We start from the raw sequence: 18,133 nt of genomic DNA on the forward strand, positions 1-18,133 counted from the left end.
GGGTGACGGATGAAAATTGCACTTGTTTCATATTGGTGTGTTCCATATACAGGTGGAGTATCCACTTATGTATTGGCACTCAGGAAAGGACTTGAAGATAGGGGGCATGAGGTCGATATCCTCTCTCATAACGAAACTGGGCAGCATTACCACGTTGTCGATAAAGGTAAGTCGATTGATAAGCAAGCTGTATTAACTCCGATCATGCAGTATATGGGTCTTCGGTTCAATGAGAAATCATTGAATTATGATTCTTGGTTGGCAGCAATGGACGGGGAACGAATCGCTTTCCGTCAAGCATTATCCGAATTTTCCTTAAAGGAATATGACCTGATTCATGCGCAAGATGTAATCTCTGCAATTGGAGTATCTGAAGTTAAGCCGCGAACTACACCTCTTATTGTAACCCTTCACGGGAAACTAGAAGCCGAATGGAGGCTTCAAGGTTATATTGCTGATGATACCCTATCTGAACAATGGGGAAATGCGCTCGATCATTATGGAAGCATGGTTGGTGATTGGAATATTTACCCTTCCAAATGGCTTAAACAACAATATGAATCAACTGGGCTCATGAATGATATACAAATGGATGTTATTCCATATGGATTCGATACGTTATCTTTCCTCCATAAATCTACTAATGGAATAATAACGACTAAACCAGAAGGGGTGAAGCTGTTGGTCTGTCCCGCGCGTCTAGATCAGGTGAAAGGCCATGATGTTTTATTCCATGCACTTTCATTGCTGTTAAAGAACCGTTCGGATTGGATATGTTGGTTAATCGGAGACGGACCGCTGCGGGAGAGTCTTGAACAAGTGATGTACCAGTATAATCTGGAGGGCCATGTCAAGTTTCTTGGACATCGAAACGATATGGCAGCTCTATTAAAGGAAGCGGATTACGTTGTAGTGCCAAGCATTCATGATAATTTTCCGTTCGTGGTCATGGAATCGCAAGCAATGGGGAAACCGATCATTGCTTCAGCAGTAGGAGGTATTCCAGAGATGATAACTCATGGCGAGAACGGTTTATTAGTGCCAGCTGGTCGAGCAGATTTGTTATGCAGCCAAATTCATAAACTATTCAATGATGACTCTCTTCGAAAACGTCTGGCTAATAAAGCCAGATCTTATGGACTCAAAAAATGGTCATTGGATACGATGTGCGATCGAACTTTACAGCTGTACGAAAAGGCGCTTCAAGTCAAGCGAGGTGAAGTAAATTGAAAATTTTACTTGCAACGTACTGGCTGATCCCCCATGTTGGAGGGGTTTGGGTCTATATTCAAGATTTAAAAGCAAGCTTGGAACGACTAGGTCATGAGGTGGATGTGTACGCTAGGCATCCGGATGAAAATAGCTATTATATGGCTAATACTGGTGAGCGGGTAGAGAAAGAGAGATTTAAACGGCTCGTCGAAGGCGAAATACGAGCGATCTACGCTCCATACCAGTCGCTAATTGATCCATGGATTGTTGAACAGGAAATTGAGTTCTGCTCTTATGCCCTTGCAGCATCTTATTTTGGACTTGGAAAATATGATTTGATTCATACTCAGGACGTCATTTCATCCCGAGCTCTATGGCAAATTAAACCGGAAGGGATACCATTAATAAGTACAATCCATGGATGTCTCTCAACTGACTACTGGGTATCGCTCGAAGGGAAATTGCCGTCCGATACGATTTGGAAGTATGCATGTGCTCGGGAGTATTATGGCGCAACCTCAAGCGATTTGACTATTGTTCCGACGAAATGGCTGCATGATATGCTCGTTGGATATATGGTGCCTTCCCAGCAAATGGAGGTTATCCCATATGGGATGAACGTGGAGCTATATTTGCAACGGATGAATGAACGCTCTACCTTTACGATACCGGATGCAGCGAATGTCATCATCTGTCCTGCGCGATTTGACAAAGTAAAAGGGCACAGCTGTTTACTAGATGCTCTGTATACTCTCAAACAAATAAGAAATGATTGGATATGTCTACTCGTTGGTGATGGAAATCTTCGGTCAGAGTTAGAGTCGAAAGCAAACCGCTTGGGCTTAGCTAGTCACGTCATTTTTACGGGCAGCAGAAATGATGTTCCATCATTGATTAAGCAGTCTGATATCGTCGTGCTCGCAAGCTTAAATGACAATCATCCGTTTACTGTCATGGAAGCGCAGATTGCACATAAGCCACTCGTTGTTTCCAATGCTGGCGGTATTCCGGAAATGGTGAAACACAATCATACGGGATTGGTTGCAAAAGCCGGGGACAGTGACGAATTGTCACACTGCTTGAATGCACTGCTGGATGATCATAAGCTTCGCAATAAGCTTGCAGCAAATGGTTACAAATGGGGCGTGAAACGATGGTCACTAACGACCATGGAGCAGCTAACCACACATCTTTATGAACAGCTTTTGAATAAACAGCGTATACGAAAAGTAACACATCCTCCGAAACATGCTGGAAGACATGGGGGATGGATAAGCTCTTCACTAAGAGAAATGTACAATATGTACATCCCTCAATCCTATTCAATTGTTGATGATCATATTGTTGGTTCCATTCTGTATCAAGGAAAATAAAAAAACTACTTGAAAGGAAAGATTTCATGGCCAACATACAAATCACCCCATCAGGTCCTCAACAAGAACCATCCATCGCTCTAAATTCACTGGATCAATCTACTGTCATTGTAACAACGAATGATCTGCGTTCGGGGAATAATATGACGACGATCTACCGGTCAATCAATGGCGGTGCATCATACACCGAGATGCTGAATCCCCCTCCAGCGGGGTTCGCGGCATCAGGTGATGGTGTAGCTGCGTACGGTTATCCTAATCTGTTCCTAGTTGCAGCGACAGCTTTGAATGTGAACCCTGTAAGGGACTCGTCCATTATCGTGTACCGCTCAACGAACAATGGCGCCTCCTTTTCAACCCCAATCATTGTAAACCAGGGGTTTGGCACCGCGGTATATAACGACAAGCCGTCAATACGCATAGATACGTCGAATGGCAGTCCGTATCTTGGTCAAGCGTATATTGCGTTTACACGTTATTTCAACAATTTTCAAAGCTCGGAAACTTTGATTTCGCGATCACTAGACCAAGGGATAACCTGGTCTACTCCCTTTCTATTAACAAACCAAGTTCAAGATGTTTCGAATTTTGGATCGAGTATCGCAATTGGTCCCGCAGGTGAAATTTATGTCGGATGGATGCAATATGGTCCAGGAACGCCGCAATTTCTTATGCGCAGATCAGATGATGGGGGAGTGACTTATGGTCCTATTATTACCATATCGACAGTCTCACTAGTTCCAACCCCTCTTCCTGTACCAACCTTTGGTTTTCGCGTCTTGACGATTGCTTATTTAGCCGTAGATATCTCGCCATTTAACGGAGAAGGCATCGTCTATGCTGCTTGGCAAGACAACCGTACAGGTTCTGCACATATATTTCTCTCGCGGTCGACTGACAAAGGTATTTCATGGTCAACGCCAATTCAAGTAGATGATAGCCCGGCAGGATCGCAAAATATTTTGCCCAATTTAACGGTATCGCGTGATAATGGCGGGGTGAAGGTGATGTACTATACGAACCGTGTAAGCAACTCGTTAATCGATGTGTTTTTAGCTGAATCAAACAATGCCGGTTCGTCGTTTGCGCCAAATCTTCGTGTGACAAGCGTCTCCTTCGATCCAAATGCGGACCCGTCATTAGGCACTCCAACACCATCGATTGGTGATTATAACGACCTAATTGTAAAAGCAACTGGCGCAGCACTCATTGTCTGGATGGACACACGGACGGGATCACAGAACATCTTCGAGGATATCTAAACAAAGAGCGAATTGATTTCCAGCCTAACGGAAATCAATTCGCCATACTGCTTAGTATAGAAACGGTAAAGGTATCGGACTATTGTGTTATAGAAGAACGGTACCGTCCAAATGAACTGGACCAATAATCGTAGCAACGTTTTGACCGATATGTTCAACAGTTAATGCGTATTGCTGGAATGTGCCAACGATAGCAGGAATAGCCGTCTCGGTGTGTTGGAAAGAAGTCGTGAAATCGAGCGGTACCCATGGTCCTTCACTTGCGGTTCCTAAAAATACGGAATCAGTCGTTTGGAAGACTACCGTCGCGGGGGCACTCGTTCCGCCGCGCCGAATGCGGAAGAGAAGCTTCGGTACGATATTCAGGACGAGTAATTGCGCCTCCCAGCCAATGGTTGTTTTTAACTCAATCCTGTTGTTTACACTAGTAACTTGAAGAAAGATAGATGTCAGCAGCACTTCCGAACCGGGAGAAATAGAAAGGGGGAGAGACCCTGTTCCAACGGGAACTTCTTGAAACTGGTAGTCATTAATGATTACAGCCATAGCTTTCACCTCCTTCCTATTTAGAAAAGTATGAATGGGGATATTTAAAAGCCAATCGTTGTACCCATTAAGGTAACCGGACCAACAACCGTAATCGTTCCGAGTCCATTGCTTTGTACAGTCAAAAAGTATTGTTGAAACGAACCGACAAGGCTTTGATCAGGCGATTCTACGTGATTTAAAGTTGTTGTTATGATGTTCGAGATCAACCCGCCTGTTCCTAAAAATTCCGAATCTGTTGTTTGATAGACCTCAGGGAATGCCACCGTAGAACCCCCGCGTCGGATGCGGAATGTGAGTTTGGGTACAATCGGAAGCAAAAGTAATTCAGCTTGCCAACCGACCGTAGCTTGCAATACTAATTTATTGCTTGTGCTCGTGACATTAAGAAATACGGATGTTAATAACGTTTCGGTACCGGCAGCCAGCAATAATGGTAATGACTGTGTGTTTTGCTTCACTTCTTGTGATGCAAAATCAACTAAAAATGCCATATTCTCAACTCCTTTTTATTAGTTAATTACCCGATAATTGATCCTAATAATGTAACGGGCCCATTAATCGTCGCTCCGCCCGTACCGCTCAGTTGTGCTGTTAAAAAGTATTGTTGATAGGTACCCGCAATTGTAGGGGTATCAGGAGAGTCGGAACGCTGAAGGGATGTAGTCAAGTCAGAAGTCAGTACCGGTATCAAGTTGCCAGCTCCGAGAAAAACGGAATCTGTAGTTTGAAAGATGAGGGTGCTAGCTGGTGTGAATCCACCGCGGCGGATACGGAAGATGACTTCAGGAACAAGGGGCAGCAGTGATAGTTGAGCCTCCCAGCCGACGGTAGCAGACAGTTCCACTTCCACATTTGCATTAGCGATATTAAGAAAGATAGAGGTCAGCAAAACTTCTGTTCCAGCTGGCAAATTAAGAGGAAGCGACATTTGTCCAATAGAAACTTCTTGTGATGCAAAATCAATCAATTGAGCCATTTACGCAGCTCCTTTCCTGTTCAATTGGATATTACATTATAGTAGATTCATAGATTCATATCGCGGACACGGATAGATTTACCCGTTTAAAGGTTTAATTTTTTTGGTTATTGGAGGAAAGAGAATGGATGACGAAATTACGAAGATGGAACGAATGTACGCGACGTCCTTCCAAGATGTCATGATGGATCATCATTATCGATATCATTTTGCATTGAACTACATTCGTCGTGGAGATTATATATTGGATGCGGCTTGCGGCTCAGGGTATGGCACTCATTACTTGGCTACAAACTCTGCTTGCATACTGACTGTCGGTGTGGATCGATCGGATCATGCATTAAATTGGGCGATTGATCATTTCTACTGCGACAAAACCGTTTATGTGAAAAGCGACTTATCTGGATTGTTTCGAGAAGAACTTCCTATCCAAAAGTTCGATGTTATTACCTGCTTCGAAACCGTCGAGCATATGAAGGATGATCGGTCATTCGTCCAGAAGCTTTATGATTCTCTTAATGTAAACGGCATTCTTCTTATCTCAGCACCAAATGAAAAGGTTATTCCGCATTTGAACAATCCGTACTTCCTAGGTGGTGTAAATCCTCATCACTATCGCCATTATCAACCTAATGAATTGTCCAGCTTGTTAACGGATTGTGGCTTTCGTATCCAACAGGTATGTACACAAGATAATGAGACGTATGAGCTTATTATAGGCCGTGATGATGGTTTTACAACGGTTCTTGTTGCCATGAAATGAAAAAAAAATAGGCGATCGCTCTCAGGCTGAATGCCGAGAAACGATCGCCGCTTTAGCCTATTATTTACGGTAATACTCATAAGTTTGTGTTAATCCTTCGATCAAGCTAACTTTCGGCCGCCAAGCCAATATTTGTTCAGCTTTCAAATTATCGAGGCAGCTGTCCATAATATCACCTGGCCGCTCTGGGCCATGTGCAACATCTATGGCTGAGCCGTGAATCATATTTAATCTATGCACTAAGTTATTAATCGAAGTAGGCAATGCTGTACTTATGTTGATCGTTTCTTGATTCCCTTGACGGCACGCAGCAATATTTGCTCTTACAACATCTTGCACAAAAATAAAATCGCGATTCTGATTGCCGCTGCCATGCACAAAAAGCGGAAGCCCCTTATGCAGGTTGCTCATAAATATGGCAATAACGCCACCTTCACCTTTTGCAGTTTGACGAGGACCATATACGTTGCTATAACGTAATATCGTGTAGTTAATGCCGTTCAATTCATGAAACAATCGAATATAGCACTCGCTTGCATGTTTAGATAAACCATAATAGGAAATCGGAGAAGGTAATGCATCCTCCGATGCGCGTTCTTTTTTTGAGACACCATATACGGCCGACGTTGAGGAGAATATGATTTTTCCGACGCCAGCTTGCTTGCAAACATGAATAAGCTGCACGGTACCAACGATATTTACGTTAGCGTCGAATGCAGGGTCGGCTATCGATCGTTGAACATCAACCTGAGCTGCCATATGAAACACAACATCAGGCTTAACTGTTTGAATGATTTGAGAAGATGAATCGCTGTTTATATCTTCAATATGCAATGTTGCTGCAGGATTTACATTTTTTATTGATCCAGTTGTAAGATTGTCGATAATGTGTACCTCAGCGCCACTATCGATAAGCATATCAGTAAGATGGGAACCAATAAAACCTGCACCTCCTGTAACCAAAGCTTTCATAACACAACTCCCCACTATGACGTTTTGATTCATCATATGCATAAAAAAGGGATTGGAATATGTATTCATACCCTAGGTTATAGCCAATTTGACAGCAGAAATAATAATGGAGCGGCATATAATGCGCCCCTCCACGTGGATGACAAACCTGCCGGTATTATGAACGTTGCTCCGGGTACCAAGATTCTAACTAATGCAAATAGCTTATTTAGGTTATAGGTTTGAAATAATATTTTGTATGTTGTTGATCATTCCTGTCCATACCGTAATCTGTCTGTCGGGATATGTGAATGCAACATCAATATAGTCTCCTAAAGACGGGCAAGGCTCCCCATAACTCGGATCCGCGTTAGGATCAAATGAAGTGTCTGATAAGCGGGTATTAACAGCAAAAGTGGCGCCTGCATCTCCTGAAGTTGTACCATAAACATCAAGCATACTGGAGTCGACGCGATTCGTGTAATACACAATTTGGATGAGTCCCGTACTACGAGAAACCGCAATATTCGGATAAAAATTTTGCGTACCAGTGGGGCTGTCATCCACTTGAATCGGTGTCGACCAAGTATTTCCTTGATCGGTTGACCTCGATAAGTAGATGTGCGAAAAGCCAGTCTGATAACCTTGCCAAACGGCGTATAGTATTCCTTGGCCGAGATTGGCCGAAATATCTACCGCAAGGAAGGCGCTGGTCAAGACGCGGAAAGCGAATCCGGGTACGGGAAGGGGACTTGGGACGAGGGAAATATTCGATACTACAACAATCGGATTAAAGGTCGCACCTCCATCATCGGATCGTCGAATGAGGAATTGAGGATTACCTGGTGCATACTGCGCCCATGCTACATAGACCTGTCCCGTTGGTCCTATTGCTACATTCGTGCCGAACACGGCGGTTCCTGTCGTTTGATCTGACAAAAGAATGGGAATCGACCACGTTTGTCCTAGATCGAGAGAACGTTGATAAAAAGTGCCTGAGGTGGCGAAATTGTCATAATATCGTGTAAAGCCAACATGTGCCAGACCGAGATAAGGACTTCCGTTAGAGTTATCGAGTTGAATGAAGGGTTTATCATTATATATTTGCTGTCCAAAGCCCTCACATGTAATAACCGGAGCGGAGAAAATAACTCCATTATCTGTAGAAGTATAGACGGTGATAGAAGAATCCATGACCGGATTCGTGTTCAGTGCGGTGCAGGCTATCATAAATGTATTGCGATAGCCATAGGTGCCTATAGCATTACCTTGGGTAGTAAAACCGACAGGTAGAGTCAGCGTCGGACTGGTTGGGTACGTAAACCCGCCATCCTGCGACACATATACATTGATTCTGGAAGTTCCTGTAGAAATGCTGCTAGATGTAACAATGACGGTTAAGTTGTTCAAAGTATTAACGGTAATGGAAGGCTCTTGCTGTGATTGCGTACCCATAGTAACCGGTATGTTCGTCAAATAGATGTCCTCCTCATGGTAGATTTTATAAATGGAGAAAAACAACTTGTCACCTACAAACTGTAGGAACAAGTTGTTTTCTTCTATTATTCTAGAACTTGCCCTGTAAGGTTTATCGGTCCGGTAATGGCCACGTTTCCGAGGCCAAAATAGGAAACGGTCAAAAAGTAGGGTACAGCGACACCAATTAACGTTGGATTTGGTACTTGCGTATGAGTGAAGGAAGTGTTAAATGATACCTGAGTTATAAAGCCCATGTTACCAGGAAATAGCTCGGAGTCCGTGGTTTGAAATACGATAGGATCTGTTGGGCTGAATCCTCCCGTACGAATACGAAAAGTTAGTTGGGGAGATACAGCCTGATTGAGAAGTTGTAACGCCCAACCGACATTTCCCCAGAATTGAAGCTGGTTCGTTGAGCTTGTGGCTGTTAACCATATTGACGTTAAATGAATCTCAACCCCCTGCGTTAGTCCTAGGGGCAACGATCCGCCGCCTGCGGGAACCTCCTGTGTAGCATATTGCAAAATACTTGGCATAGGTCTATTCCTCACTTTTTTCAGATTACATCGGTGACCCTGCTTTTAACCAAGAATCATGCCAGTTAAATTGACAGGACCAATAATTGATACATTTCCGATGCCAATTTGTTGAACAGTCAAATAATACTGTTGATAACTACCTACGATTGATGGGCTAGGATTCTCAGAATGATCAAATGAAGTATTAAAGTTGATAGGCATAATGAATTGTTGGAAGTCCGGTAAATACTGAGAATCTTGTATCTGAAAGACGATGGGGGAGCTCGATCCCGAACCTCCACGGCGAATTCGGAAGATGAGTTCAGGTATGATGGTTTGATTCAGCAGTTGTACTTCCCATCCTACGGTAGCAGATATTAATAAGTTGACGTTTGTGCTGGGAATATTGAGGAATATTGAAGTCAAGGCAAGTTCGGGGCCGGGGGTTAAATTTAAAGGGAGCGACCCTGAACCAATTGGAATTTCTTCCTTGTCGAAGTCAAGGATATTGAGCATTTAAATCACAACTCCTCTATTGTAGACTATGGTGATTTCATTGGCTGTATTCTTCAATTATCCTAATACAAACCCTGTTAAATTTACAGGACCGACAATGGAAGCATTGCCAACTCCTATATTCTGAACGGTTAAGAAATATTGTTGTGCTACTCCTATTACTGACATTGGTGGGAGCTCCGTGTGATTAAATGCTGTAGTCATTCCAATATTCATACTGATAGCCGTGTTTCCAATTAGCAAAGCAGAATCCGATGTTTGAAACACAATCGGAGAATTCGTTCCAAATCCGCCGCGCCGAATGCGGAAGACAAGCTCGGGAGCAATAGACGTAGTGGTGATTTGTGCTTGCCATCCAATGGTAGAGTACATGAAGATATACTGATTAGAGCCGGTGACACTAAGCCAAATTTCAGTTAGTGGTAGTTCGGAAGCCCCTGCATTTACAGCCAAGGGCAAAGACCCACCTCCGATAGGGACCTCTTCAAATTCAAAATCAAGGATATTTAACATGAGCGACATCTCCTTTATTATGATACTAGCCTTAATGACTTGTCCGATTATGATGATAGGTACAACAACCGTTACACCTTCACATTCAGACATCTCCTTTCAGTTGAAATCTACTACCATTCCAATATATTCAAACTATTTTGAAAGAAATGTACAAAAACCCCGATACAAAAGTACAATTTTCTGAGAGGAACATCCCTATGAGTTCACTTTTGTCATGTATTGGATATTCGAATGTTCTCTATTTAATAGAAGAATCTAAAAAATATGCTGAATTTGGACCGACTGATTATAGAAGACAATTTCGAAATCATAAGTGAAAATAAGGGTCAGTCTCGAAAGTAGATACAACTACTAACTTGTGGTCGGTGGATGATTGAATCGGAAAGTGAAATTGGAGAAATGATGGGAACGATAGATCAGAATAGTAAAATGGCTGTACAGGCATAGTCTCCTGTACAGCCATTTATTCATGGTGTTCAACATTATCATTCAGAGCAGGCAATCTCGCTAGAGAGCTTACTGCTTTTGAGACAGCCCCTTATTTAATAAAATTAGTATGCCTTACGAGAGCTAGACTTGATTTTGGAGGTACTCTCCTGATCTTTAAGCTGTGCAATCAGTTTATCACCTTCGACATCCAGGTTCGGCAGCAGGCGGTCTAACCATTTAGGCAGCCACCAAGCTTTATCGCCGAAGATTGCCATGACCGCCGGGACGAGTGGCATGCGGACGATAAAGGCGTCAATAAGGATACCGATCGCCAGTGCAAAACCAATCTGCTTGATCATGAAATCATGAGCGAAAATAAAGCCAGCGAAGACGTACACCATAATTATGGCTGCTGCTACAACTACGCGGCTGGCCTGATTGGCGTTTGTTAAAGGCGCAGCAGAGATGATCTAGAACGCGTGCAAGAAGCTGCTCAATATAAAACTATCATTCGCCGTGGATGCAAACGCTTCTGGAAAACGGTCAACAGGTACATTTTTCTGTCGAATATTCCGCACTGATGAAGCTCGCGGCATCCGCTGAAGGGAAGTCAGACAGTACTAGAAGTGAAATATATTTTACGCTCATTTCTATTTTCTTATCGTACGTGAATCGATGGAAGGTTCATGAGGAAATTGGCTGAAGTGATTTTTGAGCACAAATCATCGGATCATATAGTAGATGGATGTTGTAAGTCAAGTTCAGCGTCATATCCAGCACAATGTGGCAGGCGATCTTAGCTTGAATCGAATTGCCGAGGTGGCAGGCCATAATCCGTCTTATTTATCTAGGTTATATAAACGCATAACGGGTGAAGAACTATCCGATTTTATTACGGCGGTGAAAATAACGAAGACGAAGGAGTTGCTGGGGGAAAATAAATAGCTAAGTGAATATCAACTAGTTGTCCGAAATGTGCAAAAATAAGACTTTATCTTTCAAAGACTTGAAACGATTACTTTTTGTAAAATGAAACAATAAAACTTGTGAATGCAGGATCTGTCTGTCCGTCATACCAGCCCCATTTGTCTTAAGGAATCTCTAAGGGCTAAATAACTATTTGGAGGAAAGATCGGTGAGAATAAGAAGAAAAGCACTTATAACAACAGTAATGATGTCGCTTTTAGCGTTCCCCCTATAATGTATTAGCAGGAGACTCCATGCCGCCTACAGGCGATGCAGCATATGGCAAGAATAAGATTGGTAAAGCTCACCCATATATTTAATGAAAACCTGACCCTTTGCGGTCGGGTTTTTCCAATGATGGAACGCTTCTACGGGTTCAAACAATTGATTTTTTTCTGAGAATGGTAAGTACATCATGGATATCGATGCAAACGCTCGGCAGGAGGAAATGATATGTGGTTTCAAAAGAGAAGATTTACAATTTTTCCTAAGCTGCTCCTGGGCTTCTTGATCGCGATTTTGCCTGTGTACATGTTGGGCATTTATTTGAACAAGCAGGTGGCCAGCAGTTTGCGGGATCAAATTCTGCAATCCATGCAAACCAATGTGAAATTTTATTTGTCATCACTGACGAATGAAATTGTTAATATCGAAAATTTCAAACGTTCCTTACTGGTGGACGAGGATCTTATGGCTTTAAGCACAGTAGCTCCGGCCTTGACGGAAAACGAGCTGCGAGAAGCGATTTTGCGGTTGGAGAGAAAGGTGGCTCTTCTGCAGGATTCCAGCTCTTATATAGCGAGTGCAACTCTTTATATCCCGATGATTGATAAGCAAATAAAGTCCGGAAGCTACATCGAGGGCGTATCGATCAAAGAACTGGAAACGATTCGATTCAAGATGCAGCAGCAATTATCTCCATTAGTATGGCATGGCGACAAGCTGCTGATGGGCTCCTATTACCCGGAAAGCGTGATCAAAAACAGGGCTCCCGTCTTCTTGATCGAGATCGAGATCAATCAGCGGATGATCATGGATGATTTAAGCAGTATGTCCGATCAAGGAGGAGCTTACCTCTATTTCAAGCAGGAGGGTCGTGTTATTACTAATCACGGGTTGCCCAATACTTCCGATGAAATCGAAAGATTATTATCTCGGCAGTCAGGCGGTGAAGTTGAAAGCGTCATATTCGAGAACCAAGGAAAAAAATATTTGGTTTCGCTACGGCAATCGTCAGGATATGATTTTTCGCTAGGAATATACACGCCGGAAGACGTCATTATGCGCGACTTTGACAAATATAATGCGTTGTTCTGGATCTTGTTCGCTTTGTCCATCATTGTGATGGCGCTGTTCTCGTATTGGATTTTCAAAGCGATTCGGAATCCCGTTCGCAACCTGTTAAAGGCCTTCCGAAAAGTAGAGCAGGGCCAGCTAGCGGTTCGGGTCTCACAGAGGAGTAATGACGAATTTTCGGACCTGTCGGAACAGTTCAATAAGATGGTATCTAAGCTGCAATCCTTGATACAAGAAGTATATGAGCAACAAATTAGGAGTCAGCAGTCCGAACTAAGACAGCTGCAGTCGCAGATCAACCCGCATTTTCTGTATAACAGCTTTTTTATTTTGCATCAGCTGATCGAATTCGAGGATTTGGATAATGCAAGAAAGTTCGTACACTATCTTGGCAACTACTTTCAGTTTATTACGAGAGATGCAAAGTCAGAGCTGTCACTAGGGCAAGAGATGAAGCATGCTGAAGCGTACTTGAATATCCAGATGATGCGGTTCGGCAGCAGGATCAATGTTTCGTTGGAACCGATTCCCTCGAGGTGGGAGGAATTGCTGGTACCGCGTCTCATCGTGCAGCCTATCATTGAAAATGCCTACCAGCATGGACTGGAGTCCAGAATATCAGATGGTCATTTGCGAATAACGAATGAATTGCGGGACAACTTCCTTTGTATCTATTTTGAAGATAATGGCACCGCGCTTACGGAAGACGAGCTTATGCGGCTCAAGTTCAAGCTTCAGGATGCTTCAGAACTTGAAACGACGGGAGTTGTCAATGTGCACAGGCGGCTGCAGATCAAGTTTGGCCTATCGGCTGGGCTATACGTATTCCGAAGCGAGCTAGGCGGCTTAGGCGTTGCGATGAAAATACCTATCAAGATAGAGGAGGAGTAAGATGTACCGCTTATTAATCGTAGATGATGAGCCTTTTATTCTGCAGGGGCTTACGAAATTATGCAGCCGGTTGACGGAACCCGAATTGGAAATCTATTCGGCGGGTACGTCGCAGGAGGCGTTGATGTGGCTCGGAAGAGTAAAAATAGACATTGTGTTGTCGGATATTCGGATGCCAGGCATGAATGGTCTGGAGCTTCAGGGCGAGATTGTGAAGCAGTGGCCTAGGTGCAAAGTGATCTTCTTGACCGGTCACAGCGACTTTGCTTATATTCAGCAAGCGATTCGGCAAGGCAGCGCGGACTATATTCTAAAGACGGAAGGCAATGCCAAAATCGTGGAATGCATTCTCGCTGTTGCCAATCAGCTTGATCAAGAGCAATTAGTGGATATGCAGCTCATCGAGGCGAGCCGGCAAAGGAAGGTCGCGCTGCCGTATATTCAGAAGCAGTATTTGAACGAGCTGATACAAGGGGACGATAGGTCGCTGCATTCGCTTCGTGATAAATTCGAAGATCTGCAGATTCCTCTGGATGCTGGCGTTCCTTGCTTGCTCATGATTGTGCGCATCGATGATTGGGGACAACGGGAAAGCTTGATGGACAAAACACTGTTCCAATTTGCACTGGACAATATGACGAACGAATTATTATCTCCGCTCACGAAAGTAATCTCTATGAGTTATGACAAAAACAAAATGGTTTGGTTTATTCAGCCTTCCGAAACTCCAACTGATCAAGGCGCTTTCAAAAGAACATTCCTGTTCGTTCGCGAAATGTTGGAACAAATTCAACTGACATCGCTTAATTTGCTAAAGCTGCCTCTGTCTCTGGCGCTTGCGAACAGCTTCTCGGAATGGTATGACGTTCCGCACAAGTTCGAGCGGCTTAATCTGCTCTTCCATAGCGGACTTGGATTCGGAAGCGAGCTGATTTTGCTGGAGCCTGAATTTATGCCCCAAACTAAGAACAGTAGCGCCGAGATGCGTCTTACTTCGGTGCATTTTAATAAAATTTCCTATTTGAAGTCCTGCATGGAGAACGGACAGGAGGAAGCAACAATTGAAACGCTGGAGGAGCTGCTTGCTTTCGCGTCGCATTCAGGAGCTTTCCCAAGCGCTGTGCAGATGGAGCTATACTATTTGCTTGTCGCAGTATTCCTGCCTCATGGCTTGCTGCATTCGAGTAATGACGCTCACACCGATCAGGATTTGGGACGGTTTACGCAGTTCGAAAGATACCGTTCCTGGCATCAAATTTGCGAAGAATTCACATCTTACGCCAAAAATATTTTTGAATGGCAGCATGCCGGCATGGTCGTTCAAGAGCATGAACTCATACAGAAAATCCAGCATTACGTAGCGAGCCATCTTTCTGGGGATTTATCGCTGTCGAGAATTGGCGAGGTGGTGGGGCATAACCCTTCCTATCTCTCCAGGTTGTACAAAAAACTGACGGGTAAAGGTTTGTCCAGTTATATCAACGAAATTAGGCTGGAGAAAGCGAAGCGCATGCTGGAACAAGATGGTTACAAGGTGCATGAGATTGCATCCGAGCTCGGTTTCTTGTCTTCCCAGTATTTCCATCGTTTTTTCAAAAAAGCGACGCATCTAACGCCGCAGGAATACCGCGAACTGAAGAGGGATTCAAACGTGTAAATAAAAGATACAAATGTCACGAATGGAAACTAGTTAGCGTACTCGCTTTACTTTTATAATGAAGCCGTAGCAAAGAAAACTAACTAGAAAAGGGTGTTCATGATGAAGAGAAAAGGTCAATTTAGTATCATTCTCGCAAACATCTTGGTATGTTCCGTTGTGCTGGCAGGCTGCGGCAGCAAAGACAACGGCATCGAACAAAGCGGGAGTGCTAATTCTGGAAATCAAGGGACAGGAGAAGCTGTTATTGAACCGCTTGGCAAATATGATCCTCCTATTGATGTCACGGCGGCGAAATTTATCACGCAAGACGTGGTATATCCGGAAGGTCAATCGGAGTCGAAAAACGCCTGGGAAGATCTCTATAAAGAAATGGGTATTAATCTAAAATACGATTGGATTGTAAAAGGCACAGACGCACAATATTTCCAGAAGCTTAACCTATCCATCGCTTCCGGCGAAATACCCGATCTCATGATGGTTAACTCCTCTCAATTAAAGCAATTGGTCGAATCGGATATGTTGGAGGATCTGACTTCGGTTTATGAGAAATATGCAACTCCAGCTGTAAAAAGCGTTTTCGAGCAGGACAAGCAGGCTTTGCAATCCGTTACTTTCGACGGTAAATTATATGCAATTCCGAAGACGGAGCCGATGATCGGCGCGCAAACACCGTTGCTATGGCTGCGTACGGATTGGTTGACGAAGCTGGGTCTTACCGAGCCGAAAACTTGGGAAGAAGTATTGCAAATTTCGAATGCCTTCACGACCAAAGATCCTGACGGCAATGGCAAAGCGGATACATTCGGCATCGCGCTAAGCAAAGATATCATTAACGGATATCCTTCCCTGAATGGATTCCTGAATGCTTACGGCGCATATCCTCGGATCTGGAAAAAAGATGCATCAGGCAACTTGGTGTACGGAAGCATCCAACCAGAAGTCAAATCAGCGCTTGCCAAGCTTGCGGAACTGTACAAGAACGGCGAACTGGATAAGGAATTTGGCGTAAAAGACGGCTCGAAAGTTGCGGAATCGCTGGTCGGCGACCGTATAGGGATGTTGTTTGGACCAAGCTGGGCTTCACAATGGCCGCTTCAAGATAACAAAAAGAAAAACGGTGCCGCAGAGTGGAGAGCGTTTCCGATCCCGTCCGTCGATGGCGGTAATGCCACCGTGCAAATGCCGTTTGGCGCTTCATTCTACTATGTAGTCAAGAAGGATATGAAACATCCTGAAATTGCGGTCAAGATGGCAAATCTCTTCATGGAGAAGCTGTATGGAGAAACTGCAGATTATTTGAAATATGGAGTAGACAGCAGCGGTATAACGGTTGCCAAATATTCGATGGTGGATTTGTTTGCGCCGGATAAGGATATCAACCGTTCGGTGAACGTAGCGGAAGCGATCAAGATCGGAGACCCGTCCAAGCTGAACCCGGAAGAGAAATCAACCTACGATAAAATCAAGGCATTTGAAGGCGGAGACTTGAATTTCTACGGTGAAATGTACCAGAACGGTCCAGAAGGAGCGATGATGGTGCTGAAGAAGCTGTCGGATGAAGGCAAAGTGATCGCTGAAGGATACGGCGGAGCTCCTACCGATACGATGGGTGAGAAAAAAGCTACATTGGAGAAGATGGAGACTGAAATCTTCACGAAAATCGTTTACGGCGCTGCTTCGATCGATCAATTCGATAAGTTCGTTGAGGATTGGAAAGCTCTTGGCGGCGATCAAATTACACAAGAAGTCAATGAATGGAACGCTTCACAGAAATAATCCAAGTGTGAGGGGTAAGATACTTATGGCTTGCCCCTTTTCTTCTATACAGACAAATTGAGATTCGAAATAAGGAAGTGGACATCTTGCACACAAATAAGGGACTCAGGCAGCTTCCGTTGCACTTGATGTTAATACCGGGCATCGTGATCGTATTGATCTATTGCTATTTTCCTATGGTCGGGGTATTGATGGCGTTCCAAAAGTATATTCCGTCAAAAGGTTTGATCGATTCCAAATGGGTAGAATTTAGAAATTTCGAATATTTGTTTCAAATGCCCGATTTCGGGCAGGTTCTCTGGAATACGGTTTATATCGCTGTTCTTAAGATGGTGTTTGGGCTTCTTGTACCGATTACAATCGCTATTTTGCTAAATGAGGTTGGCAAAATGTATGTGAAGAGATGGGTTCAAACGCTAATTTACCTTCCTCACTTTTTATCATGGGTTATTCTGGGCGGCGTATTCATCGATATTTTGTCACCGTCCAACGGATTGCTGAATCAGTTTTTAGGCATCTTCTCAATTAAACCTATTTTTTTCCTAGGAGATAATACTTGGTTTCCGATAACCTTGATCGTTTCGGATATTTGGAAGGAATTCGGATTCAGTACGATTGTTTATTTAGCGGCACTGACAACGATTAATCCTAGTTTGTACGAAGCAGCTATGATCGATGGCGCGGGCAGATGGAAGCAAACATGGAATATTACCCTTCCAGGTATGATGCCGGTTATCATTTTGATGGCGACATTAAGTTTAGGAAATGTATTAAATGCAGGGTTTGACCAAGTATTTAATTTATATAGTCCGCTAGTTTACGAGAGTGGAGATATTCTGGATACGCTAATTTATCGAATTGGGTTAATGGATATGCAGTACGGTGTAGCTACCGCACTTGGCTTGTTCAAATCAATTATTTCTTTTGCGCTTGTATCTATCTCGTATTGGCTGGCATACAAAATTGCTGATTACCGCATTTTTTAGGAAAGGAGAGAACC

Annotated in this window: 18 protein-coding genes; 9 read left to right on the plus strand and 9 right to left on the minus strand. The window is 43.6% G+C overall.

Annotated elements, in window-relative coordinates; all coding sequences use genetic code 11:
• Positions 1-9 precede the first annotated feature (9 nt).
• Genes BK120_RS00570 through BK120_RS00580 form a run of 3 tightly spaced genes read left to right on the plus strand, consistent with a single transcriptional unit; the run spans position 10 to position 3,847 of the window.
• Complete coding sequence (locus tag BK120_RS00570) at positions 10-1,230, plus strand: glycosyltransferase family 4 protein (RefSeq protein ID WP_076265535.1); 1,221 nt, start codon at positions 10-12, stop codon at positions 1,228-1,230.
• The gene (locus BK120_RS00575; RefSeq protein ID WP_076265536.1) at positions 1,227-2,585 is read left to right on the plus strand and encodes a glycosyltransferase family 4 protein; all 1,359 of its coding nucleotides are present in this window, start codon (positions 1,227-1,229) and stop codon (positions 2,583-2,585) included. The genes BK120_RS00570 and BK120_RS00575 overlap by 4 nt, the downstream gene beginning before the upstream one ends.
• A 26-nt stretch (positions 2,586-2,611) precedes the next feature.
• Positions 2,612-3,847, plus strand: a complete 1,236-nt coding sequence (locus BK120_RS00580; RefSeq protein WP_076265537.1) for a sialidase family protein — start codon at positions 2,612-2,614, stop codon at positions 3,845-3,847.
• Between the two features lie 87 nt (positions 3,848-3,934).
• Here BK120_RS00580 and BK120_RS00585 read toward each other — a convergent pair whose 3' ends face one another.
• The 3 genes from BK120_RS00585 to BK120_RS00595 are packed head-to-tail and all read right to left on the minus strand — an operon-like array spanning position 3,935 to position 5,372.
• Complete coding sequence (locus BK120_RS00585) at positions 3,935-4,393, minus strand: hypothetical protein (protein ID WP_076265538.1); 459 nt, start codon at positions 4,391-4,393, stop codon at positions 3,935-3,937.
• A gap of 44 nt (positions 4,394-4,437) precedes the next feature.
• On the minus strand, positions 4,438-4,887 hold the full coding sequence (locus tag BK120_RS00590; protein ID WP_076265539.1) for a hypothetical protein: 450 nt from the start codon (positions 4,885-4,887) through the stop codon (positions 4,438-4,440).
• Positions 4,888-4,913: 26 nt separating this feature from the next.
• Positions 4,914-5,372 (minus strand): hypothetical protein, encoded by a 459-nt coding sequence (locus BK120_RS00595; RefSeq protein WP_076265540.1) that lies wholly within the window; start codon positions 5,370-5,372, stop codon positions 4,914-4,916.
• A gap of 124 nt (positions 5,373-5,496) precedes the next feature.
• Here BK120_RS00595 and BK120_RS00600 point away from each other — a divergent pair, with 124 nt between their 5' ends.
• Entirely contained in the window at positions 5,497-6,135 is a 639-nt protein-coding gene (locus BK120_RS00600) for a class I SAM-dependent methyltransferase (protein WP_076265541.1), read from the plus strand.
• A 60-nt stretch (positions 6,136-6,195) separates the two neighbouring features.
• Here BK120_RS00600 and BK120_RS00605 read toward each other — a convergent pair whose 3' ends face one another.
• The 6 genes from BK120_RS00605 to BK120_RS00630 all read right to left on the minus strand — a co-directional run bounded on the left by BK120_RS00605 (position 6,196) and on the right by BK120_RS00630 (position 11,014).
• A complete protein-coding gene (locus BK120_RS00605) occupies positions 6,196-7,107 on the minus strand; it encodes an NAD-dependent epimerase/dehydratase family protein (RefSeq protein ID WP_076265542.1) in 912 nt (303 codons plus the stop codon).
• A 213-nt stretch (positions 7,108-7,320) separates the two neighbouring features.
• Entirely contained in the window at positions 7,321-8,562 is a 1,242-nt protein-coding gene (locus BK120_RS00610) for a sialidase family protein (RefSeq protein ID WP_083681453.1), read from the minus strand.
• An 86-nt stretch (positions 8,563-8,648) separates the two neighbouring features.
• Complete coding sequence (locus BK120_RS00615) at positions 8,649-9,101, minus strand: hypothetical protein (protein ID WP_076265543.1); 453 nt, start codon at positions 9,099-9,101, stop codon at positions 8,649-8,651.
• 45 nt (positions 9,102-9,146) lie between these two features.
• A complete protein-coding gene (locus tag BK120_RS00620; protein ID WP_076265544.1) occupies positions 9,147-9,599 on the minus strand; it encodes a hypothetical protein in 453 nt (150 codons plus the stop codon).
• Between the two features lie 57 nt (positions 9,600-9,656).
• Positions 9,657-10,112 (minus strand): hypothetical protein, encoded by a 456-nt coding sequence (locus tag BK120_RS00625; RefSeq protein WP_076265545.1) that lies wholly within the window; start codon positions 10,110-10,112, stop codon positions 9,657-9,659.
• Positions 10,113-10,666: 554 nt separating this feature from the next.
• On the minus strand, positions 10,667-11,014 hold the full coding sequence (locus BK120_RS00630) for an MMPL family transporter (RefSeq protein WP_305953863.1): 348 nt from the start codon (positions 11,012-11,014) through the stop codon (positions 10,667-10,669).
• 271 nt (positions 11,015-11,285) lie between these two features.
• Between BK120_RS00630 and BK120_RS00640 the strand changes: the two genes are divergently transcribed.
• The 5 genes from BK120_RS00640 (at position 11,286) to BK120_RS00660 (ending at position 18,119) form a co-directional block, all read left to right on the plus strand.
• Positions 11,286-11,489 carry an AraC family transcriptional regulator gene (locus BK120_RS00640; RefSeq protein WP_076265548.1) on the plus strand — a complete coding sequence of 68 codons (204 nt, stop codon included), beginning with the start codon at positions 11,286-11,288 and terminating at the stop codon, positions 11,487-11,489.
• A gap of 474 nt (positions 11,490-11,963) precedes the next feature.
• Positions 11,964-13,697 carry a sensor histidine kinase gene (locus BK120_RS00645; protein WP_076265549.1) on the plus strand — a complete coding sequence of 578 codons (1,734 nt, stop codon included), beginning with the start codon at positions 11,964-11,966 and terminating at the stop codon, positions 13,695-13,697.
• 1 nt (position 13,698) lies between these two features.
• The gene (locus BK120_RS00650) at positions 13,699-15,354 is read left to right on the plus strand and encodes a response regulator (RefSeq protein WP_076265550.1); all 1,656 of its coding nucleotides are present in this window, start codon (positions 13,699-13,701) and stop codon (positions 15,352-15,354) included.
• Between the two features lie 99 nt (positions 15,355-15,453).
• Entirely contained in the window at positions 15,454-17,133 is a 1,680-nt protein-coding gene (locus tag BK120_RS00655) for an extracellular solute-binding protein (RefSeq protein WP_083681455.1), read from the plus strand.
• 128 nt (positions 17,134-17,261) lie between these two features.
• Positions 17,262-18,119 carry an ABC transporter permease gene (locus tag BK120_RS00660; RefSeq protein ID WP_083681565.1) on the plus strand — a complete coding sequence of 286 codons (858 nt, stop codon included), beginning with the start codon at positions 17,262-17,264 and terminating at the stop codon, positions 18,117-18,119.
• Positions 18,120-18,133: the final 14 nt, after the last annotated feature.

Origin of the sequence: Paenibacillus sp. FSL A5-0031 (assembly GCF_001956295.1) — a bacterium.
GTDB lineage: Bacteria > Bacillota > Bacilli > Paenibacillales > Paenibacillaceae > Pristimantibacillus.